The sequence below is a fragment of the Rahnella sp. P4_A8 genome (genome assembly GCF_056402435.1).
This window is the reverse complement of sequence record NZ_JBFUHK010000024.1, coordinates 33,986-52,782: the sequence shown is the minus strand read 5'-3', so window position 1 is coordinate 52,782 and position 18,797 is coordinate 33,986. Positions and strand designations below refer to the sequence as shown.

Genomic DNA, 18,797 nt, shown 5'->3' with positions numbered 1-18,797 from the left:
CGGGTTAACGATTAACGCAGATTGTCCGGGAAGTTAGCCGGTAACTCGCTGGCAGCGCAGTCGATCACGGTGTCATTGTCGGCGCCGCAGTCACGGACGAAGGTAATGGTGGCGAATTCGTCGATGACTTCAGTCGGATAAGCGGGTCCGGCATCGCGGTAAGCATTCATCAAAGGAATATGTTCGTTCTGGAAGCACACGGTTTTTTCCGGGTTGTTCATGATCCAGCGTGGGAAGAAAATGGTGCCGTGGAACACGTTGTCGCCCAGATTCACAATCAGGCTGACATCTGTACCGGTCGGTTCTGTCCAGGAAATTTTGTACACATCAGAAGCCACACGCACGATATAGGCTTTCTGGTCTTTCACCCAGCGGTTACCGACCAGCCCGCTATGGATGCGGTAATCCAGCGTTTCGGCATTTTTCACATAGATTTCATAATTCCAGCCGTTGTCGTAAGTGTAAACAACGTGTTTGCCGATGAAATTGCTCAGGTCATGTTTATCAAAGTTGCTCATGGTAATTCTCCTTAATGCAGTAACAGGTGAAATGTTTTGTTTCGATGAGGAGAATATTACGCGCTAAAAAATTGATAAAAAAACGCTGATTTCAGATGGAAATAATCTAAAATTTAGATGTGTTTTTATCTGAAGGAAGGAACAGTATGGCACTTCCACGCACCACACTTGAGCAGTGGGTGGTATTACAAACGGTGATTGAACAAGGAAGTTACGCGCAGGCCGCAGAGGTACTGAACCGCAGTCAGTCTTCCGTCAGTTATGCCCTGAGTGGGTTACAGGAACGTCTCGGTCTGCCGTTGCTGGAGATTCATGGCCGTAAAGCGACGCTGACGGAACAGGGGCGGGCGTTGCTGATGCAGGCCACGCCGCTGATTTCCGCCTTTTTGCAACTTGAGCACCGTGCCGCCGGGCTGAAAGACGGGACGCGCACCGAACTGAGCCTGGTTGTCGACAGTGTCTTTCCCAAATACCGTCTGTTTCGCGCACTCAAAAATTTTCAGCAGCAGTTTCCCGATACCCGTGTTCATCTGACAGAAATTCTGCGCGGCGAAAGCCTTAAGCAATTAAATGAACGATCAGCGGATTTATACATCACCACACTGGCACCGGAAAATGCGATACAGGGGCGCTTCCTGCTCGACGTGGATTTTGTGCCGGTGGCCAAAAGCGATCATCCGCTGATGAGCCTCACCGTTCCGCTGACTGCGCAGGATCTGGCGCGTTTTCCGCTGATTAGCGTGGCCGACCGGCACGCGCCGCGTGCAGAAAATGTGTCATCCGGCCCTGTTGCCAGCTGGACATTCACCACCGTCGGGGCCGCGATGGAAGCCATTGCGGTGGGCGTGGGGTACGGCTGGCTGCCGCTGGAAAGTGTGGAAAAAGCGCTGGAGAGCGGTTTGCTCCGCCGACTGGAATTATCAGCCAGAACGGTGCGGCAAACGGCTTTGTATATGGTGATGGATAATGAATCTGAGCGGTTTGATAAAACGGTCAGCACGCTGGCAAAAAGCATTCTGACGGAGTGCGGTTTGCTGCCATAACGTTCTGGCAGCAAACCGTTTCAACAGGGGCGTGATTACCTTTGTGATGTACGACAGGCTGCCAGAATATCCAGTTGCGGATCACGTTCCGAGGTTTGCACGTCCATCGCGCTCAGCACGGTGTGGAACAGGTTATCCTGTGAAACGTCTTTGTTCACGGCATACGATTTCAGGCATTGCAGATCAATTCCCTGCGCTTTCACATAACCGCTGGATAACCAGAACAGCATCGGCACGTGTGTCTGTTGCGCCGGTGCCACGCTGTAAGGCGTGCCGTGCAAATACAGGCCATTTTCACCCAGCGATTCGCCATGGTCAGAAAGATAAATCACGGCCACGTTGTACGTATCCTGATACTGCTTCGCCTTCTCAATCACCTGCGACACCGTGTAATCCGTGTAAAGCAGGGTATTATCGTAGGTATTCACCAGTTGTTCCTGAGAACAGTTTTCAATATCGCTGCGCGGGCAGTCAGGCATAAACTTACGGAATTCCTGCGGATAGCGTTTGTAGTAGGTCGGGCCGTGGCTGCCGATCAGATGTAAGCCAATCAGCGTATTTTTGCCGTCAGGTTTGATGTCGTCATCGATATTCTGCATCAGCGCCATGTCGTAGCAGGTATCGCCATCACAGTATTTACCGTCTTTTTTTGTATCGATGGTGATATTCGGCACACGGTCGCATACGCCTTTACAGCCTTCATCATTGTCTTTCCAGAACACCGAAACACCGGCTTTATGCAGGATATCCAGCAAGCCTTCACTGTTACGGGCGCGGTTGGCGTCGTAGCGGGTGCGCTTCATATTCGAGAACATGCACGGCACAGAAATCGCCGTTGCCGTGCCGCATGACGTCATTTTATTAAAGAACACCACGTCAGGAATAGCCTGTGTGTACTGATTAGTCGGTTTGGCGTAACCCTCAGATGACTGATTTTGCGCCCGCGCGGTTTCCCCAATCACCAGGAACACCAGATTTGGTTTCTGCCCCGGTTGCTGCACCAGTTTTGCATCGTTGCCAATAGTCTGGAACGGCATTTTCGGCGTGAAGTAACGGTGATTGATGTACTGGAACGCGCTGTAGAGGTAGTTTGTCGGCACAATTTCCAGATTCAGGGTGCGGTTGTTACGGCCCACAGAGGCGTAATCTTTGTAAAAAATCCCGGCAATGGAGGCAACCACCAGCAATGAAATCACCATCGACACCAGACGGACACCGAGACGGCGTAACGGCGTTTTTTCATAGCTGACCGGTGTCAGGAAAAGCAAAATAGCGGGCAAAACGCCGGTGAAGACAAACCACAGTATCACTTTCAGATTCAGGTAAGACGACGCTTCAGCCGATTGCGTCTCGAGAATATTTTCGATCATGCCGCGATCAAATACGACCTGGAAGGTCATCATCGCAAAACTGGCGAGGGCACTGACCGGCAGCACGATAATAAAGAACGGCTTAAGCAATGGACGAAAGCTGAAAGGGGTGAACACAAAGTTCAGTGCGGCAAACAGCGCAACCGGAATGCTCAGGGCAAAAGCCAGGTTGTACGCGGGCAGTGCATGTAAGATGTGATAAAAATGCAGCAAAATCGGCAGATTAACGATAAAGGTAAAATACAGGGTCAGCAGTAAAGTCAGCGTAAAGTAGCTAATCTTCGGAAATATAGAGCGCAATGAAAACTCCCAACAGGGTGGTGGTAGCAGCGTTGATGTGAAGGAAACATAACGTATAGAAATGAATATCCAATAGAATATTCATCCAAGCTTAAGAAAGCCTTAATCTACCTGTCATAAAATTTTCATTATGCAGCGTTTCCGAAAAGGTTCAGAAAATAAAAAAAATATAAGAGACCGCCTTTTCGATCCTGAAGCCTTATGCTGTGCCGTGTAGCGATGCGGATGTTCAACGAAACACTCCCCTTGTTTAAACCTCTCTGAGTGCGTTTCCCTCCGCTCATTTTGATCTTTCCCTGATTATGCCTGTCCGGTTTAATTCACTACTGACTGCCTGCTGGCTGTCAGAAGGATGTTCGTGTTGATTTCATCTTCGGCCACAATTGCGGCCAGCAGTATCATAGAGCCAGGTGTCATTATCGGTCCGCGAGTGGTTATCGGGCCTTTCTGCTTTATTTCCGCCGGCGTGCAAATCGGCGAAGGAACACACATTTCTTCTCATGTCGTTATCAACGGCAATACCAAAATTGGCACGGATAACCAGATTGGCATGGGCTCATCCATTGGCGAGATCAGCCAGGATTTGAAATACGCCGGAGAACCCACCGGGCTGGAAATCGGCAATGGAAACCGCATTGGCCGCCACGTGACACTGCATCGCGGCACCGTGCAGGGCGGTGGTATGACCCGGATCGGGCACCTGAATGTGTTTGAAGGGGGCGTGCATGTCGGCCATGACTGTCAGATAGGAAATGCCACGTTTATCGGCGAACACAGTGCTCTGGCGGGGCATGTTTCATTAGGCAGTGATGCCCGGATTGATGCCCTGAGCGCGGTGCATCAGTTTTGTATTATTGGCACGGGCGTCCATCTCCTTGCTAATACCTGTGTGGTGCAGGACGTGCCGCCTTTTGTGATCGCGGGGGGAAATCGCGCGGTGCCGAAAGGGATAAACGAGCAGGCAACGGAATTTTGCCGGGCCGGAAAAGCGCAGCAAAATGTCATCCGCTATCTGTACGATTTGCTTTATCACCAGCCGGAATCGGTGGAACGGGTGAAGGGGGAAATTGAGCAGCTCAGCGCGGAATATCCGTTACTGTGCCACTTCAATGCATTTTTCCTCGATTCAGCGCGCGGGATTATTCGCTAACGATTTCACGGTAACCCTGCGGCTGAACAGAGGAAGAGGACTGTCAGGCTTCGAGTGCCAACAGGGCAAAGGTCGCCAGCCAGTGTTCGCCCATGTAGGTGCTGTCGAGATGGTTCAGCGCGCTGTGCAGATGGGCTTCTGCCGTCTGGCGCAGCAAGGCCGCACGCGGATCGCCCGCTGGCAGCGCAGAGGCCAGCGAACGCTGACACCAGGCGCGGCTGAGATTCAGTCCGTCCAGATGGCCAATTTTACCGTCACTGCGGTCAGTGACCGTGGCGGGGGTGAAAAGCGTGGCAGGCTGACTGTGAGCCAGATCCGGCAGGAAACGGCCAAACCAGGTCACAAATGCTTCGCCCGGCAGAACGCGCCGCATCAGTTCAGCCTCCATCAGGGAGGGTGACAGGAATTCATCACCGCCCGGTTCCCACGCCTGACAATGCACATCTTCCAGATGCCAGCGCAGCGCCGTTTCTTCGATCAGTTCTGCCAGTTTGTGATGCTTAACGCAGCGCGCATAATCAAGCGTTAATGCCAGTGCAAACGCGGTGTTGAAATGGCTGCCGACCCGCAGGGGATAGGTGGCTTTGGGCAAAAACTCACTAAAACTCTTTTCGAAGAACCGGCTCATCGGCGCCAGCGTTTTTGCCCATTCAGCAGCCTGCGGCAATGCCATCTCATGCAATTGCTGGCTCAGCGCCAGAAACCACGCCCAGCCATACGGTCTTTCAAATCCGGCATGTTGCGGTTGTTGCAGATAGGCCATTTCACCGGCGACGTTTTCTGGCGTGAAATGCTGGCCGATCACCGCAATGATTTTTTCAGCTTCCGGTAATTGCGGAAAACGATCCAGCAGGCGCAGCAATAACCAGTATCCGTGCACGCAGGAATGCCAGTCATAGCTGCCGTAAAAGACCGGATGTAACTGGCGTGGCGTTTGCGCATCTGCCGCGCTGCTCATGGCATGCATGAGTTTGTTCGGGAATTCACGGGTTAAATGATTCAGCGCCAGTGAGGCAAAACGGGACGCCATCTCTGGCGTCAGGGCGGTACTTTGTTGCGTCGTCATCGTCTTTCCTTATCAGAAACGGAACACAAAGAAATACATAAACGCGGTATTCACCAGCAACAGCAATACACCGGTTTTCCACTGCGCTTTAATCACGCCATTCTTGTCCTGCAATTCGAGCAACGCCGCAGGCACGATATTGAAATTGGCCGCCATCGGCGTCATTAAGGTGCCGCAGAAACCGGACAACATGCCGATCGCGCCCATAATCGCCGGATTTCCACCCAACTGGTTGACGATGAGTGGCAGCCCGATCCCCGCGGTCATCACCGGGAAGGCGGCAAAACCGTTGCCCATGATCATGGTGAAAAGTGCCATGCCGAAGGTATAGGCAATCACAATCGCCAGCGGTGAGCCGAGCGGAATGATGTTTTTGACCAGTTCCGATACCACACCACCGACCCCCGCCAGCGCAAACAGCGCGCCGAGTGCGGCCAGCATCTGCGGCAGAATAGCCGCCCAGCCGACGGTATCCATCGTCTGTCCGCCCGCTTTCACGGCTTTGACCGGCGAATCACGCAGCATAACCAGCGCCACAATAAAGGCCACCAGCGTACCGAGTACCAGCGAAATCAGCGTCACGTTTTTGGCTTCCACCAGCGGCGTGTATTTCAGCGTCAGGGTGCCGATCAGGGTCACAATCGGGATCAGCAGGGCGGGAATAAACAGTTTGTTGCCAAAACGTTTGGCGCCCGCTTCGCGTTTTTCGACCTGTCCGGGCTGCTCACTGTCTGATTTGCCTTTACCCAGTTTCCCGCTACCGGCAATGACCGCCAGTAAAATCGCCATACAGCCGGTCACGAAGTGCGGCAATTCAGCGCCAAACAGGAAAGTGACACCGTAAATGCCCCAGAACAGCGCGTTGACATAACGGCGGGAATGGCTTTTATCGCGCACGTTGAAGAACGCATAGGCGCAGAACATCAGGCCCGCAAGAATATAAACAGTCTGCAGGTTAATCATTTCGCTGTACTCCCGTGATGAACGTCGAAGCGTTTAGCCAGCGAGCGGTCAAGCAGCCATAACCGTATAAAGTGGATAATCAGCGCAGCAATGGCGGTAGGGATCGCCCAGACAGACAGGTGCAGCGGTTCAACGTTAATGCCGTACTGTTCCAGAAAACCTTTGATCAGCAGGATAGATTGCACGGCAATGAAAATGTCTTCACCGAAGAACACCGCCACGTTATCGGCGGCTGCCGCGTGAGCACGGATTTTCTGTCGCACATCATTAGGCAAATCGCCGTATTTGGTGGTGGCCGCAGCTTCAGCCATCGGCGCTATCAGCGGGCGAACCATCTGTGCATGACCGCCCAGCGAGTTAAGCCCCAGTGCGGCGGTCATCTGACGCAGGAAGAAGTACAGCATCAGCACACGGCCGGTAGTGGCGGCATGCACTTTGGAAATCAGATGACGGGCCTGTTCTTTCAGGCCGCTGCGTTCGAGGATCGCGATCACCGGCAGTGTCAGCCAGATCAATCCCATATAGCGGTTATCGGTGAACGCTTTGCCGAAGGCGCTGATGATATCGATAGTATGCATGCCGCCCGCCAGACCGGTAGAAATACCGGCCACGGTCACCACTAATAAAGGATTAAACCGCAGTGCAAAACCCAGCACGACGATCGGAATACCAATTAAAACCCACATATTTTGTCCCTCAATAATGTTGTGTTTGTTTTATATTTTTAATGGATCTGAACAGCGCTATACGCGGGTAATAACTGCGTGTTATTACTTAGAATTAATGCGTATATAAAAGCGTGAGGCGGAAAGTAACAAGCGTTAACGGTGAACGCAAGATGCAAAGGCCGGAGAGGTCATAGGAAATTATTCTATGAATCTGATGTTTAGCATTCTGACGAAATAAATAACTGGTATGGAAATAGTGACTGGCGTATCTGACAGGGCGCGGGCGAAATAACAGAATAAATAACCCGGCCTGATGGACGGGTATAACAAAAAGAGAGGGGCTGGGGCGGGGTTATTCGCCGTCTTCGTCGCCGTAATATTTCACACCGAGTTTGATTAAGTCCCGCCCCTGCGATTTACGGTGTAAGTTGCTGTCGCGCAGGGAATAAACACAGCCGCAATATTCCTGCTGATAAAAGCGTTCGCGCTTGCTGATTTCAATCATGCGCGCAGAGCCGCCTTTTTTACGCCAGTTATAATCCCAGTAAACCATGCCCGGATAAGGCGCCGCAGCGCGTTCGCCACTGCCGGTAATTTGCTTCATGTCTTTCCAGCGGGAAATCCCCAGACAACTGGTGATGGCGCTGAAACCATGTTCAAAGGCGTATAACGCCGTACGTTCAAAACGCATGTCAAAACACATGGTGCAGCGCACGCCGCGCTCAGGTTCATTTTCCATGCCCTTCGCCCGCGCAAACCAATTATCGGTGTCGTAATCTGCATCAATAAAAGGAATGCCATGCTGTCCGGCAAATCGCATGTTTTCTTCTTTGCGCAGAAGATATTCTTTCTGCGGGTGAATATTCGGGTTGTAGAAGAAAATTGTATAGTCGATCCCCGATGCCTGAATGGCTTCCATCACTTCGCCCGAGCAGGGTGCGCAGCAGGAATGCAGTAATAATTTATCGTGCCCTGCAGGCAGGCTCAGTTTATCGCGGATTAATTCAGACATACTTTTCTCCAGACTCTCAGATTTTCTTTACGACTTTTTCAGGGGGGATAATAAAAGAACCTCCCCGCCAGTCAAAATTTTCTTAACTGTTTAACTTACCGGAGGATTGTGCGCTGGCGTTCAGTGCTATGATGTGAGCACGTCAGGGCAAAGCCCGGTGAACAGAGATTTAAGGATACAGGCAATGCAGATTATGAGATCGAATCAAATTCGCTGGCTCAGTGTGTTGATTGTGATGGGCGGGCTGTTACTGATTCTTCCTCTTCATTTACTGGCATGTTTTATTGCCGGTTTTTTAGTGTTTGAACTCATCAATGCGCTTACCCCGTACTTTCAAAAAATCATCAGTGGCGAACGTGCCCGCTGGGTGGTGGTGGCCATTATCGCGACCCTGGTGATCAGTTGTCTGACGCTGGCGATTGCGGGCATTGCGGATTTTCTGATGGAGGATATGCGTAATCCGGTGGCGTTTAACGCCATGGTCTCGCATCTGCTGACAGACGCACAAAGCCGTTTATCGCCGGTATTACTGCATTATTTACCGGCGAATATTGAAGAGTTGCAGCGCAGTTTCCTGCAATGGCTGCGTGAACATATCGTGATGATTCAGGCCGTTGGCAAGAATGCTGCCCACGTTTTCCTGACCATGATTATCGGTATGATCCTCGGTGCGATTATCTCGCTTCAGCAGCCGCGCAAGGGCGAGCTGAACGCCCCGCTGAAAAAGGAGCTGTTGCAGCGGATGCATTTGCTGGGCGAAGCCTTCCGTAACGTGGTCTTTGCGCAGTTCCAGATTTCCCTGATCAATACCGTGCTGTCAGGTATTTTCCTGTTTGGCATTTTACCGCTGTTCGGCATTCATCTGCCGCTGGCAAAAACGCTGGTTGTCGTGACCTTCGTCTGCGGGTTGCTGCCGGTTATCGGTAATCTGATTTCGAATACGCTGATTTTCATCGTCGGCCTGTCGCTGTCGCTGTGGGTCGGCGCGCTGGTGCTGGCGTATCTGATCATCATCCACAAAGTGGAATACTTCCTGAATGCCCGCATTGTTGGCAGCCGCATCAAGGCGAAATCCTGGGAGGTTTTACTGGCGATGCTGATCTTCGAGGCGGCGTTTGGCATACCCGGTGTGGTCGCTGCACCTATCTATTACGCTTATCTGAAAAGCGAACTGAAAGAAGCGGGTCTGATTTAATCCTTTCTGAAAACGTGGCGCTTTGCGGGCAAAGTGCCACTGTTTAGTCTCTGCACAATCCCGCCTGAAAATCCTGAAAAAAACAGATTCAGGCAAGTAATGGCGAGGATCGTTATATCAGTGAGTCATCTTAAAGCGTCATAATTTTGCGGTGCCTGCTTTTTCTGCGGGCATGAAGTATTCCGTAATCCAATCAGGAGATAAAAATGACGCTTAACGTTCGTGGTTTCGCTGCACTTTCAGCGGATGCGCCTCTTGCGCCTCATAATTTTGTTCGCCGTGACCCGCGTGATACCGACGTTGTGATCGACATTCTGTACTGCGGTGTTTGCCACTCTGACATCCACCAGGCGCGTAATGAATGGCATCAAAGCATTTATCCGATGGTTCCGGGGCATGAAATTATCGGACGCGTGAAACAGGTTGGCGCGAAAGTCTCTGGCTTCAAAGTGGGCGATACCGTCGGTGTCGGTTGTATGGTCGATTCTTGTCAGCATTGTGAATCCTGCGCGGAAAGCCTGGAACAGTACTGTGAAGAAGGCGCTACCATGACCTATAACAGTCATGATCGTCATGACAATATGATGACCTACGGCGGTTATTCCGAACAAATCGTGGTTTCAGAAAAATTCGTTCTGCGTGTTTCTGAAAAACTGGACATCAAATCTGCTGCACCGCTGCTGTGTGCCGGTATCACCACGTATTCTCCGCTGAAACACTGGAAAATCGGTAAAGGTCACAAAGTGGCTGTGGTGGGCCTGGGCGGTCTGGGTCACATGGGCCTGAAATTTGCCAAAGCACTGGGCGCAGACGTGACGCTGTTCACCCGTTCCAAAGGCAAAGAGCAGGAAGCTTACCGTCTGGGCGCGGACCACGTGGTGCTGTCTACTGATGAAAAACAAATGGCCGCCGTAAAAAGCCACTTCGATTTCATCCTGGACACCGTGCCTAATCCACATGATCTGAACCCGTATCTGGACACGCTCAAACGTGACGGTACCCATATTCTGGTCGGCTTGATTGAGCCAGTCGAGCCTGCGCTGCACAGCGGCAAACTGGTTATGGGCCGCAAAACCGTCGCCGGTTCTCTGATCGGTGGTATCGCTGAAACCCAGGAAATGCTGGATTTCTGTGCTGAGCATGACATTTCCTGTGATGTGGAAATGATTGACATGCAGGACATCAACGGCGCGTACGAACGCATGCTGAAAAGCGACGTGAAATACCGCTTTGTTGTTGATATGGCGTCATTGAAAAACGCCTGAAAGGCCGTATTGCGTTGCGTTGATTAAATAAGCAGCTAAATAGCGACCTGATGTGCCTGTCCGGCTTACGACTCTCTCTGTTGAAGAACACGGCAGGGCGGGCGCATTGTGGCGAAATTTACTCTTTACACGTTTCTGTGACTTCTCGGCTTGAAAGCGCGGTGGTATCCTGCTGCCTTTCGCCGGGCGAAGGAAAACCAGTGGCTAAGAGTTTTGACGAACTCATCAGAGACATGGATCTGATGATTGAACATGTGGACAGGCTGAAAAACTTGCCACCACGGGTTGCTCAACCAGCGGCCTCTGACAAACCTGCGTACGATTCTTTCGGTGAGATTTTCGCGCTGAAAGCCGTCATGCGGGCTTTTATCTCTTCAGTCGACACTATTGTTAAAGTGCAGATTGCCAAGAAAGTTGAACAGGATATCGGCCATCTGGAGAATACCGTGCGGTCGATTGGCGGCGGCAGTGCAGACGCAGACGACGTCGCGCAAATCACGGCATATGTTCGTCACGCGGTGTCTGAATTAATGGATTAATTCTCCGTGCCGTCAGTCAACGCCGGTCGCACAGTGTATTTCACCAATACCTTGTGCGACCGGCGTTTTTTTTGGACTTTTTGTCCGCAGGCGCGGGCGATGAAAAGCGTCTATTCTTGCCATAATTCCTTTTTGCTGGTGCCGGTTATGTCTCAGGATTACCGCTTTTTTGCGTCAGCCCGACGCCGCTGTTATGCCCTTTTATTTGAACACCGCACCCGCAGCGGCCGCCGGATGGAAATATTCTGGATCCTGGCGTCACTGCTCAGCGTTCTGCTGCTGTTTATCGAATCCAGTGCATATGACTTGTTTCCGGCGACACCCAATATCATCCCGTTGTTCGGCCTGGTCGAAATGGGGTTTACCGCGCTTTTTACGGTGGAATACGTCTTACGGGTGGTCTGTTCGCCGCGCAAAACCCGTTATCCGGTGAGTTTTTTCGGCATTATCGATCTCTGCACCATTCTGCCCATGTACATCCTGTGGATGCTGCCTTCCTTCGCGGGGGCGGGGAATCTGGAGATCCTCATCCGCCTGCTGAGAATTTTACGTGTGCTGCGGGTACTGAAATTGTTGCGCTACATGAGCGACGCCGGGGTTTTATGGCGCAGCCTGATGCGTGCGAAACGTAAGCTCTGCATCTTCTTTGGCTTTGTCGCCATTATTCTTTGTCTTTTCGGCGGGCTGATGTTTGCTGCCGAAGGCGGCAACGGCGGATTTACGTCGCTGGGCGCGTCTGTTTACTGGGCCGTGGTGACGCTGACGACGGTCGGATACGGGGACATTACACCGCATACTGCACTGGGAAGAATGCTTGCGTCGGTGCTGATCCTGCTGGGGTATTCGATCATCGCCGTGCCGACCGGGATTTTAACGGCTTATATGTCGCAGGAATTGGAAAAAGGGCGTGCTGCCCGTTCTTGTCAGACTTGTCTGCATTCTGGCCATGAAATAGATGCAAAATTTTGCGCACATTGCGGAGCGGTCTTAGCGGCCGATAAACCACAACCTGTTGAAAAATAGCCTGATAACTGTACATCTATTGAACTGTTCGGTACAAAATTAGACTAATTTCGCGCTTTACCGCAGCATTGCATTAAAAAGAGTTGCTATTAAAGGGCAGTCATGAGTAAATACATACCGGCCTGTGGTACAGACCTATTTATGCACGACATCCTGAGTAAAGTTGTTCCAATTTAAAGCGTTATCCATGATAACCCTGCTCTGACGAATTTCCTTCTTAGTGCCTCCATAAGTAACGACTGAAATCCGGCTATAACATGCCCATGGTGGCGAAATTTATTTTTAAAAGGTAATTCTTATGTCAATGATGAAAGGTCAGGTTAAGTGGTTTAACGAGTCTAAAGGCTTTGGCTTCATCACTCCTGCTGACGGCAGCAAAGATGTGTTCGTACACTTCTCCGCTATCCAGGATCAAGGTTTCAAGACCCTGGCTGAAGGCCAGAACGTACAGTTCACTATCGAGAACGGTGCTAAAGGTCCGTCTGCGGCTAACGTTACCGCTATCTAATCTTACTTTACCGCTGTTTCAGCGATAAAAGTACAGATGACAAAAACCCGCATGCGCGGGTTTTTTTACGTCTGTTGTTTGTCAGTTAACCGCTTATCAGTTAACCGTATCGTTGATACGCCGTTTGTCATTTCTGCGAGCGTCTGCTGTTTTATCCGGCGGTCTCTGGCAAAAAGATAAAAAAAAGCCCGCATAACGGCGGGCAAAATATTTCTTATGACATTCATTATGTACTTCCTCGGGGGTAAGCACACCGCCAGTATAGAGAAAATGAAAGTCAGGATTCTTGCTTCAATTCGTTAAGAAAATGAAAAGGAGTCCCGCAGGGGTATTTTACCGTTTCGCATTATCTTTCCTTTCATGCCATGCCTTTGTGCGGTGGTCTGTACTACAATAATCATAATTGAAAACCATGGGATAACCTGATGAAAGTTAATGATCTTGTGACAGTGAAAACCGACGGCGGGCCGCGCCGCGAAGGTAAAGTATTAGCCGTAGAGGAGTTTTACGAAGGCGTCATGTATCTGGTTTCGCTGGAGGAATATCCGGCGGGCATCTGGTTCTTCAATGAAGGCGACACCAAAGACGGCACGTTTGTCGAACCACGTGAAGGTTCTGAATAACGTTTACGCTACATCCGCTACGAATAAAAAAATACCGGGGCAGAAGGTTTGCCACCGGTATTTTTTTATTTATTGCCCGTCAGGAATAACGCTGACGCGACTATCAGAACGTTTCCCAGTTCGGCTCATCGTTCACCCCTTTTGACGAACGGGAAGCCGGGCCGGGCAGGGCGCGGGATGATGCCGGGGACTGTGGCTGCGCACTGCGTGTGTTGCCATCCAGACGGAACACCGCGACAGCCTGTGTCAGGCGCGCGGCCTGTTCTTCCAGTGACGCGGCCGCCGCTGAGGCTTCCTGCACCAGTGAGGCGTTTTGCTGCGTGACACCATCCATTTCCGACACCGCCTGGCTGACCTGACTGATCCCACGACTTTGTTCATCCGATGCGGAAGCGATTTCGCCCATAATATCCGTCACATGGCTGACCGCGGTGACAATTTCTGACATCGTGTCACCCGCATCGCCCACCAGAATGCTGCCTTCGCCGACGTAATCGACGGATTCTTCAATCAGCGCTTCGATTTCTTTCGCTGCCTGTGCACTTCGTTGTGCCAGGCTGCGCACTTCGCTGGCCACCACCGCAAATCCGCGCCCCTGTTCACCGGCGCGTGCCGCTTCCACGGCGGCATTGAGCGCCAGAATGTTTGTCTGGAAAGCGATGCTGTTGATCACATTGGTGATTTCAGCAATTTTGGTCGAACTGCGGGAAATTTTATCCATGGTACTGACAACCTCAGCCACAATATTCCCGCCTTTTTGCGCTTTATTGGAGGCGTCGGCGGCCAGTTTGCTGGCGTGGTGGGCGTTTTCGGAGTTCTGTTTCACCGTAGCCGTCAGCTGTTCCATGCTGGCAGCCGTTTCTTCCAGTGCCGCCGCCTGTTGTTCGGTTCGCGATGATAAATCGGTATTGCCTGAAGCAATTTCTGTCGACCCCTGATAAATAGACACCGCGCCTTCACGTACGGTCAGCACCGTTGACGCCAGCGAGCGTTGCATTTGATCTACGTTGTTACTCAGTACGCCGATTTCATTCCGGCCATGTGCCCGGGTGGGCTGCGTCAGATCTCCCTCGGCAATTTTCTGAATGCGCATCACCATCCGGTTCAGCGGATGAATAATCACTTTGCGCATGACCAGATAAGTGATGAAGGTCAGGACCAGCGCCAGCAGGAACCCGCCGCCCATCAGGGTATAACCGAGCACGGCATTGCGCTGCGCTTTATCATTGATGGTGTTAGCGGTTTGGGTGCGATAGGCAATCGCCGCCAGCAGCGGGACGTTATTGGCGAGATCCAGGCCACGTACTGTTTCTGCTTCCTGAGAAATCACTTCTTCGAAATGTGCCTGTTTGGCCGATTCCAGCATCGGCGCCATGCCCTGAGTCAGATAGGCGTCGTAGGCTTTTTTCAGCGGTTCATCGAGCGCCCGATCTTTATCGGTTTTATTTGGCCGGTTGATATACATATCAAACGAGGTTTGTGACTGTTTAATGCGGCTGGCAGCGTCCTTCAGGTTTTGGCTAAACACATCCTGATCGCCAATACGCGCGGCTGCAGCGGCCTGAATCAACAGCAAACGTGCGGTACGCAGATGGTTTGAACTGTTGGAAAGCGCCAGACGGATTTGCAGCTCCTGGGTGGCGTTTGCCAGCGCGGCATTACTTTGCTTCAGAAAGAAACCGGAGGTGCCGATGGACACAGCAAAAAGGAAAAGGATCCCGGTAAGAATCAGGCTAATCAGGGTAACAAGGCGAATATTGCTGATAAAGGAGGTTCTGGTCGTTAACTGTGTAGGAGTATCCATTTTATTTTGTTCCGCTCAATTGATCCTGTATACCGCCTGTTCCGGGCGGTCAGTGACAGCGATAAAGGCATTGCCAGCGGGCAAGTCCGGCCTTGACGAAAAAAACGCCATAGGGTGTCATCGGCATTCCGGCGCAGGGATTCAGTTTATATTTGTGGCGGAGATCTCATTTTCAGAGATTAACGACGATTTCTACAGGCCACACCGTTGCGTAGCCTGTAGCAGGAGGCCGAAAAAGAAGGGCGGAGGTTAATTGACGTAGATGCCGTTGGTAAGCTGATCACATAAACGGACGACGTGATAAATAATATGTTTATTCGGTGATTTTATTTTCCTTTTAATATTTCCCTTATAGGAAGACACCGTTTTGGTTTTAATTTGTAATTTATCGGATATTTCAATGGTACCGTTGCCGGACATCCACATCTTGAGCATCGCTGATTCAGAACGGCTGAGCATCACGGGCCGGGTATCGAGCATTCCGCTGCTGGCAGGATCCTGCGACTGCGGCAATAACGGATGATTGATTAACTGCTTAAGGGTATCGGCCTTAATGGATTTCGACGTGATAATCACGTTCTTACGCACAAAAATATACTCTTCAAAATGAATACGCGTACGGGACATAAAAATAAAAAACAGCGTATCAGGGTATTCGGTGATCAGTTCTCCCAGACGCTCTTTATTACCTGAATGAGGCGATATGCAATCCTCGTTAATAAAAACAAGGGAAGGATTCAGTTTGCTGCAACCATTGAGAAGCTGCTCAAAATGGCTGACGTAACTGATGTCTTGTTCACTGGCGAGAAATTGTTGCAATCCGAGACGCGTATACCGGCATGGATCCAAGATTATCGTTTGCATAGTAAGTCCCCATAGGACATCCCTGTTCTGCATAATGATTGGATTCTTTGGTGTCAGCACAAAAGGCACAAACTGCATGCTGACTCTACTTTTTGCATGAAATCTGTCCGGTTGGAAGTGATTTTTTTACCCCGTAAGAGGTAGGAAGGGGTTTGGTAAATTTGGTTTATGTCACAATTTATTTTGTGACTGAACAAAAAAATGACTCGAATTAAGACTATTCTTAATGGATGTAAGGACATAGAAGAAAAGCTAATTGATTATGATGTTACAGTAACACTCTTGAAGACATAACAATATGCTGATAACCCTGCGTATGCTTAAAAACAATTCACGAATGAAAATGGCAGGAAAAGCGGACGCAGTGCGTAAACACTGCGTCACAGAGATTACCAGTAGGACTGCCAGCATTGCGTCACGCGTGTCAGCGCTTCGACATAAAAATAGTCCCCCCAGCTGCAACACTCATCTACGCCTTTACCGCTCGCCATGTGATAGACAGAATGCTTAAGCAAACCGTCACAATCCTCCTGATCACCGGTAAGATAATTCTCAGTCAGTGAGTCCATCATGCGCAGCGCCATTTCTTCATAGCACGCACGTTTATCATCGGTGGCTGGCAGCGCGGTGGCCAGACTCAGCAGGCCGCAGACCGCAATAGCCGCAGCCGAACTGTCGCGAACGGCATTGGTGCCAAGCAGTGCAAGATCCCAGTGGCAGACATCGTCTTCCGGTAAGCGGTTAAGGAAATAATGCGCAAGACGCCGTGACAGCTCAACCTGATCTGCATCGCCGGTATAACGATAGCTGAGCAGAAAACCGTAGATGCCCCAGGCCTGACCCCGTGACCAGCAGGAGTCATCAGCATATCCCTGATGCGTATTACCAAAACGCGGCTCGCCGGTCACGGTATCCATGTAATAGGTGTGATAGGTCGAGGCGTCCGGGCGGACAATATATTTCGCCGCCTGTTCTGCATGGGCGCGGGCAGCCTCGGCGAAGCGCGGTTCACCGGTTTGCTCACTCGCCCAGTACAATAAAGGCAGATTCATATTGCAGTCGATAATCATGCGGCCAGCCTGTTCCGGGTCATTTAAATCGCCCCACGCCTGAATGATTTTCGCCTGGGTATTAAAACGTTCCATCAGCGCTTCAGCTGCGAGGAGTGCAAAACCGCGCGCCTGCCGGTTGCCGGTCAGTTTATACGCGCTGACGCATGAGAGGCTGTAGAGAAAACCGAGGTCATGCGTCGCGGTATCAATGCGGTTGGCGATACGGTTACCAAACGACGTGACCTGTTTTTCTGCCGCCAGCCGGTAACGGTCATCGCCGGTCATTTCCCATGCCAGCCATAGCTGACCGGTCCAGAAACTGGTGGTCCACTCCACATTCTCTGTCAGCGGGTAATGGCCGTTTTCGCAGGTTTCCGCCGGGAACTTATTGCCGAACTTCTCCAGATTGCGGGAAATTTTGCTGAGCACCGTCTGGCGCGCGCGCTGCATTTTGTGTGCAAAGGCGATCTTATCCAGCTGATTCAGTTCCACGGGTAACAACGTCTCTTTCGCGATGGTGATAGTCATACCTTCTCCCTTTCCATTCCAATAGTTTCAACTTCAACCTGTTCAGCCGGTACGGGTGTGCCTGAGCGCAGGCTGTGGCAGGCGGATAACGTGAAGGCGGAAATCAGCGTAAAGCACAGTGCGATACCGCCCATAATCAGATAAGTGTGTTCAAAACCGATGCGGTCGTAGAAGTAACCAGCAGGGGGAGCGACCACAATCGAGCCAACATAAATCATGGCCTGATAGCCCAGCAGATACATGGTGGCGTTGACGCGTTTGCTGAAATGCTCGGCGATGTACTTAAACACTGACACCAGCAGCAGCGCGATTTCCAGCCCGTAGAACGGCTTGATAATGGAAATCAGCAGCGGATCGTTGGTCAGCCCGGAGGCAATCAGGCGTAATCCCACCAGTGCACCGACCAGCAGCAGGCTTTTCTTGGCGCCGAAATAATTCACCAGGAAAGGGATCACCATCATCATCAGGAATTCGAGGCCGGACTGCACGGTGCTCAGATAACCGTACCAGGCGTTGCCTTGCTCTTTAGTGTCGAAGAAGGTGACGAAATAACGTGAAAATTGCTGTTCGGCGACAAACATCATCCACGCCACACCGGCGACATAGAGCGAGAACATCCAGAACTTGCGGTTTTTGAGCAGTAAAATCACATCGCTGAACACGATCTTTTGTTGTGAAATCACGTCGTTATCTTTGAGTTCTTCATCACCGATTTTCAGCGACAACAGCACCGCCAGCATGACCAGCGAGGTGGCGCTGCTCAGCCCGAAGTTCCAGGCCGGGGAGAGATTAAACAGCACGCCGGAGAACGACGCGGCCAGCGCCCAGCCCAGCGAACCCCACATGCGGACCTGCCCGAACTCCATGTGATACAGGCGGCTGAAGCGGTCGGCGTAAGATTCGGATGCTGCGACACCGGCGTACCAGCCGAGGCTCAGATACAGCGCACCGACGATAATCCCGAGCATCAGATGGCTGTCCAGCAGGGGCTGATAAACGAAAATAAAGAACGGTGCCATCAGGGCAGAAACCAGCACGACAAAGTACAGCAGAGATTTGCTCATGCCGATTTTGTCCATGATATAGCCGTAAACCGGCTTCATGATCACCGCGAACACGCCGTTAACGGCAAACACGGTACCGATACTGACACTGTCGAGTCCGGCTTTTTGCCCCAGCCATAAGGCATATAGCCCGAAGCTTGAAGACCAGGTGAAGAAATACAGGAATATAAAGCTGCTCATTTTGTAGTAAGCCGTTTTACTGGCTGTTTTTATGGCTTTCATAGTGACTCCTGAAACGGATC

18 protein-coding genes are annotated in these 18,797 nt (G+C 51.2%); 8 read left to right on the top strand and 10 right to left on the bottom strand.

What is annotated here, in order from left to right:
- Positions 1 to 11: 11 nt before the first annotated feature.
- Positions 12 to 518 (bottom strand): phenolic acid decarboxylase, encoded by a 507-nt coding sequence (locus tag AC1DUO_RS13915; RefSeq protein WP_013575234.1) that lies wholly within the window; start codon positions 516 to 518, stop codon positions 12 to 14.
- Positions 519 to 664: 146 nt separating this feature from the next.
- Here AC1DUO_RS13915 and AC1DUO_RS13910 point away from each other — a divergent pair, with 146 nt between their 5' ends.
- Positions 665 to 1,561 (top strand): LysR family transcriptional regulator, encoded by an 897-nt coding sequence (locus AC1DUO_RS13910; protein WP_112197703.1) that lies wholly within the window; start codon positions 665 to 667, stop codon positions 1,559 to 1,561.
- A gap of 35 nt (positions 1,562 to 1,596) precedes the next feature.
- On the opposite strand, the gene AC1DUO_RS13905 is transcribed toward AC1DUO_RS13910, so the two are convergent.
- Positions 1,597 to 3,231, bottom strand: a complete 1,635-nt coding sequence (locus AC1DUO_RS13905) for a phosphoethanolamine transferase (protein WP_477987662.1) — start codon at positions 3,229 to 3,231, stop codon at positions 1,597 to 1,599.
- A gap of 361 nt (positions 3,232 to 3,592) precedes the next feature.
- On the opposite strand from AC1DUO_RS13905, the gene lpxA reads away from it, so the two are divergent.
- Positions 3,593 to 4,381: an acyl-ACP--UDP-N-acetylglucosamine O-acyltransferase gene (gene lpxA / locus AC1DUO_RS13900; protein WP_041673215.1), complete on the top strand. Its 789-nt coding sequence runs from the start codon at positions 3,593 to 3,595 to the stop codon at positions 4,379 to 4,381.
- Between the two features lie 43 nt (positions 4,382 to 4,424).
- Here lpxA and AC1DUO_RS13895 read toward each other — a convergent pair whose 3' ends face one another.
- The 4 genes from AC1DUO_RS13895 to AC1DUO_RS13880 form a co-directional block, all read right to left on the bottom strand.
- Positions 4,425 to 5,447 (bottom strand): DUF2891 domain-containing protein, encoded by a 1,023-nt coding sequence (locus tag AC1DUO_RS13895; RefSeq protein ID WP_015689850.1) that lies wholly within the window; start codon positions 5,445 to 5,447, stop codon positions 4,425 to 4,427.
- A 12-nt stretch (positions 5,448 to 5,459) separates the two neighbouring features.
- Positions 5,460 to 6,407: a DUF979 domain-containing protein gene (locus AC1DUO_RS13890; protein WP_373689693.1), complete on the bottom strand. Its 948-nt coding sequence runs from the start codon at positions 6,405 to 6,407 to the stop codon at positions 5,460 to 5,462.
- Entirely contained in the window at positions 6,407 to 7,096 is a 690-nt protein-coding gene (locus AC1DUO_RS13885) for a DUF969 domain-containing protein (protein WP_015689851.1), read from the bottom strand. Before AC1DUO_RS13885 ends, AC1DUO_RS13890 begins: the two co-directional genes overlap by 1 nt.
- Positions 7,097 to 7,430: 334 nt before the next feature.
- Positions 7,431 to 8,090: an epoxyqueuosine reductase QueH gene (locus AC1DUO_RS13880; protein WP_013575241.1), complete on the bottom strand. Its 660-nt coding sequence runs from the start codon at positions 8,088 to 8,090 to the stop codon at positions 7,431 to 7,433.
- A 184-nt stretch (positions 8,091 to 8,274) separates the two neighbouring features.
- Here AC1DUO_RS13880 and AC1DUO_RS13875 point away from each other — a divergent pair, with 184 nt between their 5' ends.
- The 6 genes from AC1DUO_RS13875 (at position 8,275) to dsrB (ending at position 13,243) form a co-directional block, all read left to right on the top strand.
- Entirely contained in the window at positions 8,275 to 9,285 is a 1,011-nt protein-coding gene (locus AC1DUO_RS13875; RefSeq protein WP_013575242.1) for an AI-2E family transporter, read from the top strand.
- A 206-nt stretch (positions 9,286 to 9,491) separates the two neighbouring features.
- Positions 9,492 to 10,550, top strand: a complete 1,059-nt coding sequence (locus AC1DUO_RS13870; protein WP_015689853.1) for an NAD(P)-dependent alcohol dehydrogenase — start codon at positions 9,492 to 9,494, stop codon at positions 10,548 to 10,550.
- 200 nt (positions 10,551 to 10,750) lie between these two features.
- The gene (locus AC1DUO_RS13865) at positions 10,751 to 11,089 is read left to right on the top strand and encodes a hypothetical protein (protein ID WP_013575244.1); all 339 of its coding nucleotides are present in this window, start codon (positions 10,751 to 10,753) and stop codon (positions 11,087 to 11,089) included.
- Positions 11,090 to 11,188: 99 nt separating this feature from the next.
- Positions 11,189 to 12,112, top strand: a complete 924-nt coding sequence (locus tag AC1DUO_RS13860; protein ID WP_013575245.1) for a potassium channel family protein — start codon at positions 11,189 to 11,191, stop codon at positions 12,110 to 12,112.
- A gap of 298 nt (positions 12,113 to 12,410) precedes the next feature.
- Positions 12,411 to 12,620 carry a transcription antiterminator/RNA stability regulator CspE gene (gene cspE, locus AC1DUO_RS13855; protein WP_013575246.1) on the top strand — a complete coding sequence of 70 codons (210 nt, stop codon included), beginning with the start codon at positions 12,411 to 12,413 and terminating at the stop codon, positions 12,618 to 12,620.
- A 425-nt stretch (positions 12,621 to 13,045) separates the two neighbouring features.
- Positions 13,046 to 13,243: a protein DsrB gene (gene dsrB, locus AC1DUO_RS13850; protein WP_013575248.1), complete on the top strand. Its 198-nt coding sequence runs from the start codon at positions 13,046 to 13,048 to the stop codon at positions 13,241 to 13,243.
- 103 nt (positions 13,244 to 13,346) lie between these two features.
- Here the strand turns inward: dsrB and AC1DUO_RS13845 are convergent, their stop codons facing one another.
- The 4 genes from AC1DUO_RS13845 to AC1DUO_RS13830 form a co-directional block, all read right to left on the bottom strand.
- On the bottom strand, positions 13,347 to 15,047 hold the full coding sequence (locus AC1DUO_RS13845) for a methyl-accepting chemotaxis protein (RefSeq protein WP_112151872.1): 1,701 nt from the start codon (positions 15,045 to 15,047) through the stop codon (positions 13,347 to 13,349).
- 249 nt (positions 15,048 to 15,296) lie between these two features.
- Complete coding sequence (rcsA, locus tag AC1DUO_RS13840) at positions 15,297 to 15,911, bottom strand: transcriptional regulator RcsA (protein ID WP_015689856.1); 615 nt, start codon at positions 15,909 to 15,911, stop codon at positions 15,297 to 15,299.
- A gap of 389 nt (positions 15,912 to 16,300) precedes the next feature.
- Positions 16,301 to 17,491 carry a glycoside hydrolase family 88 protein gene (locus AC1DUO_RS13835; protein ID WP_013575251.1) on the bottom strand — a complete coding sequence of 397 codons (1,191 nt, stop codon included), beginning with the start codon at positions 17,489 to 17,491 and terminating at the stop codon, positions 16,301 to 16,303.
- Complete coding sequence (locus tag AC1DUO_RS13830; protein ID WP_013575252.1) at positions 17,488 to 18,777, bottom strand: oligosaccharide MFS transporter; 1,290 nt, start codon at positions 18,775 to 18,777, stop codon at positions 17,488 to 17,490. Before AC1DUO_RS13830 ends, AC1DUO_RS13835 begins: the two co-directional genes overlap by 4 nt.
- Between the last annotated feature and the right edge of the window lie 20 nt (positions 18,778 to 18,797).